At 60.0% G+C, this 9,665-nt stretch carries 11 protein-coding genes; 4 read left to right on the top strand and 7 right to left on the bottom strand.

Going from position 1 to position 9,665, the window contains the following annotated elements:
* Positions 1–79: 79 nt before the first annotated feature.
* Positions 80–1,129 (bottom strand): M48 family metallopeptidase, encoded by a 1,050-nt coding sequence (locus tag VIH17_02100; GenBank protein ID HEY4682025.1) that lies wholly within the window; start codon positions 1,127–1,129, stop codon positions 80–82.
* Between the two features lie 235 nt (positions 1,130–1,364).
* On the opposite strand from VIH17_02100, the gene VIH17_02095 reads away from it, so the two are divergent.
* Together VIH17_02095 and VIH17_02090 are read left to right on the top strand one after the other, a co-directional pair.
* Entirely contained in the window at positions 1,365–1,586 is a 222-nt protein-coding gene (locus VIH17_02095) for a hypothetical protein (protein ID HEY4682024.1), read from the top strand.
* A 9-nt stretch (positions 1,587–1,595) separates the two neighbouring features.
* Entirely contained in the window at positions 1,596–2,210 is a 615-nt protein-coding gene (locus VIH17_02090) for a DedA family protein (GenBank protein ID HEY4682023.1), read from the top strand.
* A gap of 121 nt (positions 2,211–2,331) precedes the next feature.
* On the opposite strand, the gene bshB1 is transcribed toward VIH17_02090, so the two are convergent.
* The gene (gene bshB1, locus VIH17_02085) at positions 2,332–3,048 is read right to left on the bottom strand and encodes a bacillithiol biosynthesis deacetylase BshB1 (GenBank protein HEY4682022.1); all 717 of its coding nucleotides are present in this window, start codon (positions 3,046–3,048) and stop codon (positions 2,332–2,334) included.
* 159 nt (positions 3,049–3,207) lie between these two features.
* Between bshB1 and VIH17_02080 the strand changes: the two genes are divergently transcribed.
* A complete protein-coding gene (locus tag VIH17_02080) occupies positions 3,208–3,939 on the top strand; it encodes a glucose 1-dehydrogenase (GenBank protein HEY4682021.1) in 732 nt (243 codons plus the stop codon).
* A 76-nt stretch (positions 3,940–4,015) separates the two neighbouring features.
* Here VIH17_02080 and VIH17_02075 read toward each other — a convergent pair whose 3' ends face one another.
* The 5 genes from VIH17_02075 to VIH17_02055 form a co-directional block, all read right to left on the bottom strand.
* Positions 4,016–4,786 carry a rhodanese-like domain-containing protein gene (locus tag VIH17_02075; GenBank protein HEY4682020.1) on the bottom strand — a complete coding sequence of 257 codons (771 nt, stop codon included), beginning with the start codon at positions 4,784–4,786 and terminating at the stop codon, positions 4,016–4,018.
* A gap of 34 nt (positions 4,787–4,820) precedes the next feature.
* Complete coding sequence (locus tag VIH17_02070) at positions 4,821–5,282, bottom strand: (deoxy)nucleoside triphosphate pyrophosphohydrolase (GenBank protein ID HEY4682019.1); 462 nt, start codon at positions 5,280–5,282, stop codon at positions 4,821–4,823.
* Positions 5,279–6,583, bottom strand: a complete 1,305-nt coding sequence (locus tag VIH17_02065; protein ID HEY4682018.1) for an MFS transporter — start codon at positions 6,581–6,583, stop codon at positions 5,279–5,281. The genes VIH17_02070 and VIH17_02065 overlap by 4 nt, the downstream gene beginning before the upstream one ends.
* Positions 6,576–7,640: a redoxin domain-containing protein gene (locus tag VIH17_02060; GenBank protein HEY4682017.1), complete on the bottom strand. Its 1,065-nt coding sequence runs from the start codon at positions 7,638–7,640 to the stop codon at positions 6,576–6,578. The genes VIH17_02065 and VIH17_02060 overlap by 8 nt, the downstream gene beginning before the upstream one ends.
* A gap of 282 nt (positions 7,641–7,922) precedes the next feature.
* Complete coding sequence (locus tag VIH17_02055; protein HEY4682016.1) at positions 7,923–9,101, bottom strand: radical SAM protein; 1,179 nt, start codon at positions 9,099–9,101, stop codon at positions 7,923–7,925.
* A 328-nt stretch (positions 9,102–9,429) separates the two neighbouring features.
* Here VIH17_02055 and VIH17_02050 point away from each other — a divergent pair.
* Positions 9,430–9,665: iron-sulfur cluster assembly scaffold protein (locus tag VIH17_02050; protein HEY4682015.1), on the top strand; the 236-nt coding region annotated here is incomplete at its 3' end.

The raw sequence follows: 9,665 nt of genomic DNA, 5'->3' as shown, positions 1-9,665 counted from the left end.
CCCGCCACGGCGGGCCGCCCGTTTCCCTTTTCAAGAATTTCCCTTCCGTAGCGCGCCTGGCGCCCGGCCCGGACCAGGGTTAGCTGCCGGGATTGCTGGGAGCGTCAGGGTCTTTGGGTTTGTCCGGCGGTTTGTCCGGCTTGCGCTTGAGGACCGGCCGATCGTCATCGGGGCTGGCGCCCGCCTCCTTTTGAGCCTCGGCATCTTTGTCAGCGCGCTCGCTGCGCTTGCGAAGGGTGGGCCGATCCGGATCGCCTTCTTTTGGTTTGCGGCCCATCTCCAAACGACCCAGACGAGCCTTGACGGTGCTGAACTCGGAAGTGGTCACGATGTATTCTGGCCGCGAGGGAAGTACCTGGGCAATCTCTTCCTGAGCTTTGACGATGCGCTCGGGTGTGGGCGGATGGGTGGAAAAAGCCTTGGGCACCCGCCCGGGTCGCTTCTTTTCCTCGCCGCGCACTTTCTCAAAGAAAGAGATGAAGGCGTTAGGGTCGTAGCCCGCCTTGTACATGTACTGCAGGCCGAGGAAATCGGCCTCGCGTTCTGCGGAGCGGGAGAATTGCAGGAACTTCAGGGGGATCAGAAAGCTGGCGGCCTGGTGAATGCCGAAGCCGGGCCACCCGCCGATAAAGATCAGCCCGATGCTGGCCAATTGAACCAGTTCGGCCTTGGTGGCGTTCCGGGTGGCGTGGCGGGCGGTGACGTGAGCGATCTCATGAGCCATCACTCCGGCCAGCTCGGCCTCTTCATCGGCGGCCAGCACCAGGCCCGTGTTCACGTAGAAGAAGCCCCCGGGAAGAGCAAAGGCATTGATTTCGTCGGAGTCGATGACCTTGATCGTGAACGGAACCCTGGCGTCTGAATTGCGCACCAGGTTCTGCCCCACCCGATTCACGTACTCCGTGACCACCGGGTCATCCACCAGCTTCGACTGCCGCTCCACTTCCTGAGCCAGGGCTTTGCCGAGGGCTACCTCCCGTTCCAGGGAATAGAAATTGATGCCCTTGCCCACATCGCGGTTTCCGATTTGACTTACGTCGGCTTTCTTTTTCTTGTCGCCGGCCAGCGCCGGCGCACCCGCGAGGCAGCAAGCTACAACAAACCCCAGCAGCCGATCCCTCAGTTTCATGGTCTTGCCTCCTTCAGGGTGAAGCCTTGCGTCGGCAACCCGATTATCCCACTGCCGCCCGCGCCACGCAATGGCGCTACAACCTTAGATGACGCCAAGGCCGCGGGCGTTTCCTGTGGGATCCGGATTGCCTGCTCCTCCGGTGTGAGATAACGCACAGTACCCAAGCCGCCGGAGTACCGTTGACAGCCGAGGATGGCACGGCTAGATTGGGGTTACCTCGGGAGGACAAGCGGTGGCGCGCCGGAAGATTGAACTTGGGCAAATCTGGATCCAGGACGCGACCGGCGACCGCTATCTGCTCACCAAATTTTATAACGAGGCCCTTTCCACCATTGTGGTGATGAGGAAGGTCGGCGCCGAGAAGGAAGTGAGCCTGAAGGTTAAGGCTCGCTGGTCCAGCGAGGGGTTGACGCTACCCGGCTTCACCCTCACCCAGGATGCCATGGTGTTCTGACCCAACCGAATGTTTGCTCACCTTGCCGACATCATCAGCCGCTTCGTCATCGCCGTCATTTCCGCCGGGGGCTATCCGGGGATCGTTCTGCTCATGGCCATCGAGTCGGCGTGCATTCCCTTGCCCTCGGAAGTGATCATGCCCTTTTCCGGCTACCTGGTCCTTACTGGCCGGTTCAATCTTTGGGGCACGGCGCTGGCCGGAGCGATTGGCTGCAACGTCGGCTCGATTGTCGCCTACTGGGTCGGGTGGCGCGGTGGCAGGCCCTTCATCGAACGCTACGGAAAGTACCTCCTCATCTCGCGGCGCGAATTGGCCTGGGCCGATCGCTGGTTTGAGCGTTACGGCGAGGCAACGGTTTTTTTTAGCCGCCTCTTGCCTGTTATCCGGACCTTCATTGCGTTTCCGGCGGGCGTCGCCAGGATGAATTTTCTTCGCTTCAACGTCTATACCTTTTTCGGTTCGTTCCCCTGGTGCCTGGGCCTGGCTTACCTCGGGCTGAAGATGGGGGAGAACTGGCCCAGGCTGAGGCACCACTTCGAGCGCGCCGATATCGTCATCGCCGCTGCCATCTTGCTCGGCGTGATTTTCTTCATCTATCGCCATTTTCGCCGCCACTCCTAGCTTGCCTTTTCCGTTTGGAGTGCAGAAGCTTGCTTGCCCTGAGCGGAGTCGAAGGGCTCCCGCTTTCGGAAGGCGGCCGCAAGCCGCCGCACTCCAATTCTGATCATTTGTGAAATTAGTTTTAAATGGATCGGACCGGCATCTTCACGATATCTTCCACCTCGACCATCTCCCGCACCAGAAAAGGCTCGGCGTATTGTGTCCCGATCATCAAGCCGTATTGGCGGACGGTGGCTGAGACCCGTTCCTGGAGCGTGTCCAGCGGCAGGAAAACCTCGCCGTCGTCGCTTTCCTCTTCCGGAGCGAACTGGGACTTGTAGCAAAGAATGGCCTGGCGCCGCCGCTCAAACTGCTCGGTAATATCCACGACAAACGTCGGGCGGACTTCGGCGTACATCGTCGAATAGAGAATCTTGAACGGGCGGTAGGCAGTGCCCTCAAGAGGCAGCTTTTTTAGTCCGGCGAGAAAACAAGCCTCGTAGCCTGCGCGGGAGCAGGTGTAGTGGTCCGGGTGGCGGCCTTCCCAGTAGGGCAGGATCACCACCCGGGGGCGAAGCTGGCGGATCTTGTTTCCGATGGCCAGCTTGTTTTCCATGGTCGCTTCCACCCGGGCGTCCGGCAGGCCAAGGCTCTCGCGGAAGCTGGCGCCCATCACCCGGGCAGCCGCCGCCGCCTCTTGCTGGCGAATTTCCGCTGAACCGCGCGTCCCCATTTCTCCATCCGTCAGGTCGAGGATGCCGGTGCGGTAGCCGGTTTGCGCCATCTTGATGAGCGTCCCGCCGCAGGTGAGTTCCACGTCATCCGGGTGGGCGGCGATGGCCAGCACGTCGAGTTGCATGGTCGGAATCCTTTCGCGGGGCTGAATGCAGCAGGATTCTAGAGAACGGCGAGGAGCCCGTCAAATTCGCATGCATCCCTTCCCCATTTGAGTTGTCCCGCGGCGGCGTGGTATCTTCACCGATCCCAATCGAGCCGAGGTAGATAGACGGGGGGCGACATGAGGACGCTCGAGAGTCAGGCAGCGATCGTGACCGGGGCAGCCAGGCGCATGGGGAGAGACATCGCCTTGAAGCTTGCCGAAGCAGGCGCTTCCGTGGCCGTTCACTATTCCCAATCGGCCGACGAGGCCAGGCAGACGGCGGCTGAAGTCGAACAGCGCGGCGTCAAAAGCCTTCTCCATCGGGCTGATGTTTCCCGTCGAGACGACGCCAGGGGGCTGGTGGAAACGGCGGCGCGCCACTTCGGCCGGCTCGACATTCTGGTCAACAATGCCGGGCTGTTTTTCGAGGGGCGCTACGACCGGCTCACCGAAGAAGACCTGGATCGAATCCTCGGTGTCAACCTGAAGGCTCATCTCTGGACGGTGCAGGCAGCGGCCCCGATCATGAAAAAGCAGGGCCGCGGGCGGATCATCAACATCACTTCCATCGGCGGATTGCTCTCCTGGCCGGCTTATACCCACTATTGCGTCTCCAAGGCTGCCGCCATCATGCTCACGCGCTGCCTTGCCCGCGCCCTTGGCCCGGAAATCACGGTCAACAGCATCGCCCCGGGAACCATTCAATTTCCGGGCGAGCCTCTCGATGAAGACTACGTGCGACGGTCGGCGCTCAAAAGAACGGGGAAGGGAAATGACATCGCCGGCACCGTCCTCTTCCTCGCTTCTGAGGACGCCGCATTCATCACCGGGCAGGTGTTCGTCGTGGATGGCGGCCGAACGCTGGCGTAGCGAAAAGCTCCGGATTCGCGCCTGGAACAGACGCTGCATTCCCGGCGCTGGGCAGCACGGTGATTCTGGTTTCTTCTCATCTCGGCCACAACCCGGCCCGCCTCAATTCTTCAAACGCGCCTCCAAAGTAGCTGCTGTTCCAATATGCTTTCCTGGCGATCTCCCGAGCGATCTCGCGAGCTTCTCGGGCGCTGTTCGCGAATACGATGACGCGCGTGCCTTTGTCCTTGTGGGGCAGCCGGCCATCTTCGTTGGCTTTCTCCGCCTCGCCCACCCGGATGCTCACCGCACCCGGCAGGCTGCCGGCCTCAAACTCAGCCCGGCTTCGTGCGTCAACGAACACCGCCGTCTTGTCACCCCTGAACACGTAGCCAAAACCCTCCAGGTCCGTTTGCACCGTGAGTCCCAGCGCCCGCCAAACCGGGAGACCCAACTGGTACCGCCTCACCCCCGTGTAGCCCCTCTTGACAAGCTGCTCGGAGAGTCGCCGGCTCTTGCCGCAAAAAGGGCCGTTGCAATAGAGGACCATGCCCGTTTTCTTGTCAGGATAACGCTCCACGATTTGTTCCACCTCTTTCTCATACAGGTTGATACTGCCCGGAATGTGCGCAATGGCGTACTCGTTTCGAGACCGCACATCGAGCACGGGCTCATTCCCGCTGGCAAGAATCTTTTCGAGTTCCTCGGTCGTAATCTCCGGCGTCACCGGGTTGGGTTCTTCGAGTGTCGCCTGATGGATATTCAACTTTGACTGTGCCAGGGCAGAGTCTGATGCTCCCATCAACCCTGCTGCCGCAAGCGCGAAGTGCAAGACAAGCGTCACCAGGAAAAAGCCTGTCCGTTTCATCGTTTACGCTCCTCAGAATAAAGCATCCGGCCTTTCATTGAAGGGCAGAACCATCACGGCCGGGGTAGGGCTCCACTTCGCCACAAGCGATTTTTCGAACCAATTCCAGATCAGCTTCGAGAAAATCGTATTCGAGTAGATGCGCCGGTTCCACCCAGGCCATGGCTTCAAAGGCAAGGTTTTTAATCTCGCCCGCAAACCCCCGAACAGCAAAAAATAGGATCTCGAATTCTTCGCTCGTGGCGCTTCCGCCTGGGCCGGACGGTGAACCGCCGGCGTCGTAGGCGTGGCGCGTTTTTTCGACCAAATGCCCCACGTCGGCCTCGACCCCCAGCTCTTCTTTGATTTCGCGGACCACTGCCTGCTCGGGCGGCTCGCCGGGGAGCACTTTGCCGCCCGGGAACTCCCATTTCAAGGGGAAGCGGTCATTGTGATGCCGCTGGCAAATGAGCAGGCATTTTCCCTGGCGAAGGATACCGGCGACAACCTGGATCACCGGGAAACCTCTCCCCTGAGCTGAGCTTCCACGCGGGCAATGTCCCGGGGAAGCGCCCGGATGCCGAGCAAGAGGATGCCGGCAGAAAGCATAATAAAGGCCGGAGCGATGAGCATGGCCCGGTCGAGCCGCGAGGCATCGGAAATCGCCCCCAGAACCCAGGCCGAGAGCGCGTCGCCAAGGAGATGGAGAATGACGATGTTCACCGCCAATGCGGTATTGCGAATCGCCGGGTGGACGCAGTTGATCATGGCAGCGTGCAGCGGGCCATAGTTCAGGAAAAGCAGAAATTCGGCAAGCCCAAGCGCGATGAGGAAAGTTGTCGGGTTGGACGCGAGCAGCCCCACCAGGCTCGCCGGCACCGCCAGTAGCAACCCGCCGGCCGAGACCAGGAGATACGCGCTGCGAGAGTAGCGCAGGAAGAAATCACCCAGATACCCGCCCGCGAAACTCCCCAGGCTGCCGCAGACGGCTGTCATGAGACCGAACTGGAGGTTGGCGGTGGCGAGAGGGATGCCGCGGATGCGCGAAAGAAATGTTGGCATCCAGAAGCTCACCCCGCCGAGAGCAAAAGTGAAGGCAGCCATCGAAAGGGTGATGACAACGAACGAACGGTTGCGAAGCAGGTCGGCATAGTGCCTCGACTGTCGCTCGCTACGGTGAGCCGCCATGGCCGGGATCGAACCGCTGTTGAGGTCGGTTTCGCCCCGCAGCGGTTCGCGCACCCTCAAAATCAACAGCGCCAGAAGCAACCCCGGCACGCCGCCGACGTAGAACGTGATTCTCCATCCAAAATGGGCCGTGAGCACGCCGCCAAGCAGGTAACCCAGCGCAGCCCCGCCGGGTAGGGCAACGTAGAACCAGGCCAGGGCGCGGCCACGATGGTCCTTGGGAAAAACATCGGAGAGAAACGCGGGAGCGATGGTCGAGTAGCCGGATTCGCCTACGCCGACCAGGGCTCGGGTAAGAAAAAGAACCGAATAACTCGCTGCGCGTCCGGTGGCGGCCGTGGCCAAGCTCCACAGGGCGATGCTGGCGCTCAAGATTCGCTTGCGCACGTAGCGATCGGCCATCAGCCCGGCGATGGGCGCGCTGACGATATAAAAGCTCATGAAAGCCGTGACTAGCGCTCCCAGATGAGCGTCGGAAAGGTTGAACTCCTCCTTGATGAGCGGGAGGCAGGCGGCGAGAAGATAGCGGTCAATGTAGTTCAGAAAATTGATGCCGCAGAGAAGAAGGAGCACCCCGCGGGCGCGCCCCGCGGCCATCGGGTGCGGGGCCGGACGCTGCCAGTCAGCCATTCATCCTCTCGCTCGCTCGTCCCGAAGCTCCGGGAGCGGCCGAATCCAGTGCACACGAGACGAACGTGAAAGCATAACACCCGAGTCCAGCAGCGCCACAGGAAAGTTCCAACTCGCGGGCGGCGGCCCCTCCGGCAGACACGTCAAATCTTTGATTGTTAATCAGGCGATACATTCGTGGGACGGTGACTTCGACCCAGGTGCGCCCATCTATCCGGGCGACGTCTTCGCCGGCATCCTCGGACAAAACCGGCTGGCCGTCCTGGTAAATTTCGACACGGATGGGCTCGACGTTGTCCGGCACCATCACCAGGTTGACCTCCTTGGCGGTATAGGCCAGCAGCAGGCGCGAAGGATTCTGCGGCGTTCCGGCCGTCTCCATGAATTCAGCTTGGCTGGTCCAAAAACCGGCGACAAAGAAGACGTCGGGGCAACGAGTTTCTGGCAGTTCGTAGTGGGCAAGGCTCCCGTTGCGGAAGCCGGAGGGGTTGCCAATTTTGCCGCGGTCATAGCCGAGATAGAGTTCGGGTGTGACGCGGTAGCAGACCGCACCGGGCCGGTCGGCCTCGCGGAACGGGAGGAGAGGAGCGGGGAGCGAGAGCGCGGGTTGGATTTCGCGCAGAAGTTCCTGGATAGTCAGTTCGGTTGCCGAATAATCGCCCTCGCCGAACTGGAAATAGCGAACGTAACCATCCTTATCGATGAGGTACTTCGCCGGCCAGTATTTGTTGGCGAAGGCTTGCCAGATGCGGTAGTGGTTGTCGAGCACAACCGGGTAGCGAATTTGAAAGCGGGCCACGGCCTCGCGCACAAAATCCACCGTGCGCGCAAATTGGAACTCGGGGGCGTGCGCCCCGATGATGGTCAGGCCCAAGTCGCGGTAGCGGCGGTCCCATTCGACGAGGTAGGGAAGGGTTCGAATGCAATTGACGCACGTATAGTCCCAGAAGTCTATGAGAACAACGCGACCGCGGAGTTCCCGCAACGTCAAAGGAGGAGAATTGAGCCACTCCGAAGAGATTTCGGGGGCGTGAATTCTGCCTTTTTCAATCTGCATGGGAGGACAATCGTCTTGCAAAATAAAGACTCTTCAAGGCCGATACCGCGCCGCCATCCTGGCATTCCCCCAGTTGAGGCCGGTCGCCGGCCGGCGCAACGCTCCCGCACCATCGGGTGATTCCGACGACCCTCCGAGCAGCCCCCGGGGAAAAGAAAATGACCGTAGCAGTGGGAGCAAGGGAGACAATCCGGGCAGGAAACCAGGAATGGCGGCGGAGAGCGCGGCGCAGCATTAATTGCCATTCTATGCTGGCAAAAGAGCCATCAGCAACCGCGTGCGTCATGCCGCCGGCGCCACATCCAGGGGCTCGTAGAATTTAGCCAATTCTTCCACCGGCGTGCGATGCCAGCGGCCCAAGCGATGTTTGAAATAGCTCCACGGTATCTTAAAAAAGAGCACCGACGGAGCGAACTTCATGCTGTCCTGGATGAAGCAACTGTGTGTGCACCAGCAATTGGCTTCCGGGATCGCTTTCACCTCAGCTTGCATTTCGGCGGAGCCGAGCGCGGCCGTGACGTTGAAATCAAAATTCTTCAGGTGGCCGATCGCCGGCCGCAGCTCGCAGGAACGAAATTCGCCGTTGTGGTCCACCACCAGCGAGGTCACGCCGGCAGTGCACGCCATCGGCCAGCGGTGGCCTCGCTCCAGGTTCTGCTCTTGCACCTGAAAGTGGAAGCGCAGGTTGCCGAGATAGACCATGCGGGCAAACCAGCGGGCCGTGGGCGTCAGGTCGGCAAACAGACGTTCGGCATAGGCCTCGTGGATGGCAAAGAGCCTCAGGTGAATTGCCTTCAATTCCGCTGCCGATAGCCTTTTGAGGCTGGGATCCATCGGTGTGCCGCGGATCACCTCAAAATATTCTCCGTCCACTTCCGCGTTGCCGAGCAAGTACAGGCCAAGGCGGAACAACTCCTCGTAGTTCTCGCGGGTGATGACGGTGACGACGTTTCGTCGAAGGCGGCGCACCTGGCGGTATTTGGCCATGCGTTCGATTGTCCGGAGCGTCTTCTGGAAGTTGTTGGGGACGCCGCGAATTGTATCGTGCGTGTTGGCCAGGCCGTCAATCGAGAAATTGAGGTCAACCGTCAAGTCGGGGTTTTCCCGAAGCACCTGGTCCATCACCGCGTCAATCTTGTCCGGCAAAAGACCGTTGGTGGGCAGGTTGACGTTGACGATGCTGTTGTTGCGGCAAAACAGGGTGATGATCTCGGCCAGCTCGTCGCGCATGAAAGGTTCACCGCCGGAGATCCAGAGTTTGCGAAAGCGAGGCGCCGTGCGCGAAAGCCTCTCCATCTGCTCGAACGTCAGGTCCTCGTTCTTGTTGAGGTTATCCCAATAAAAGCAGGTGCGGCAGAGGGAATTGCAGCGTGAGGTGACAAAAAGAAAGAGCGACTCGAACTCCTTCTTCCGCCAAATCTTCCTCACGTAAGGCAGATAGTGGCGCAGCGAGCGCGGCATTGGCTTATGTAGGGCCTTATGTAGGGCCTTATGTAGGGGCTTATGTAGGGGCTTATGTAGGGGCAAGCTTCAGCTTGCCCTCTCTGCTCCCTCTTCTTCTTGCCCTCTCGTCCTCTTCTTCTTGCCCTCTCGTCTTACATAGCCCATTCTAGGCAGCAGCGTGTCCCAAAGCAAATGCTTCCGCATTATTATTATTATTTATGTAGGGGCAAGCTTCAGCTTGCCCTCTCTGCTCCCTCTTCTTCTTGCCCTCTCTTCTCCTTCTTCAACCAGGCCGGTTGACCGTAAATGGCCGGGCTCCTATACTCGAAAAATACTTGGGGAGCTCATGGACGAATCTTCCCGTCTTTACAGCCGCGCCGTTTTGGAGCATTTCAAAAATCCACGAAATGCAGGCGCGCTCGAGAATCCAACTGCACAGGTGGAAATGACCAACCCTGCTTGCGGCGACGTCATGCAGCTTGGGCTTCAGGTTGTGGACGGCAAGATCGTTGCCGCACGCTTCAAAACCGTCGGGTGTGTGGCGGCCATCGCGTGCGGTTCCATCCTGACAGAAATGATTTC

It is taken from the genome of Candidatus Acidiferrales bacterium, assembly GCA_036514995.1.
Taxonomy (GTDB): domain Bacteria; phylum Acidobacteriota; class Terriglobia; order Acidiferrales; family DATBWB01; genus DATBWB01.
The sequence above is the reverse complement of the archived record's forward strand: the minus strand, read 5'-3'. Positions and strand labels throughout refer to the sequence as shown.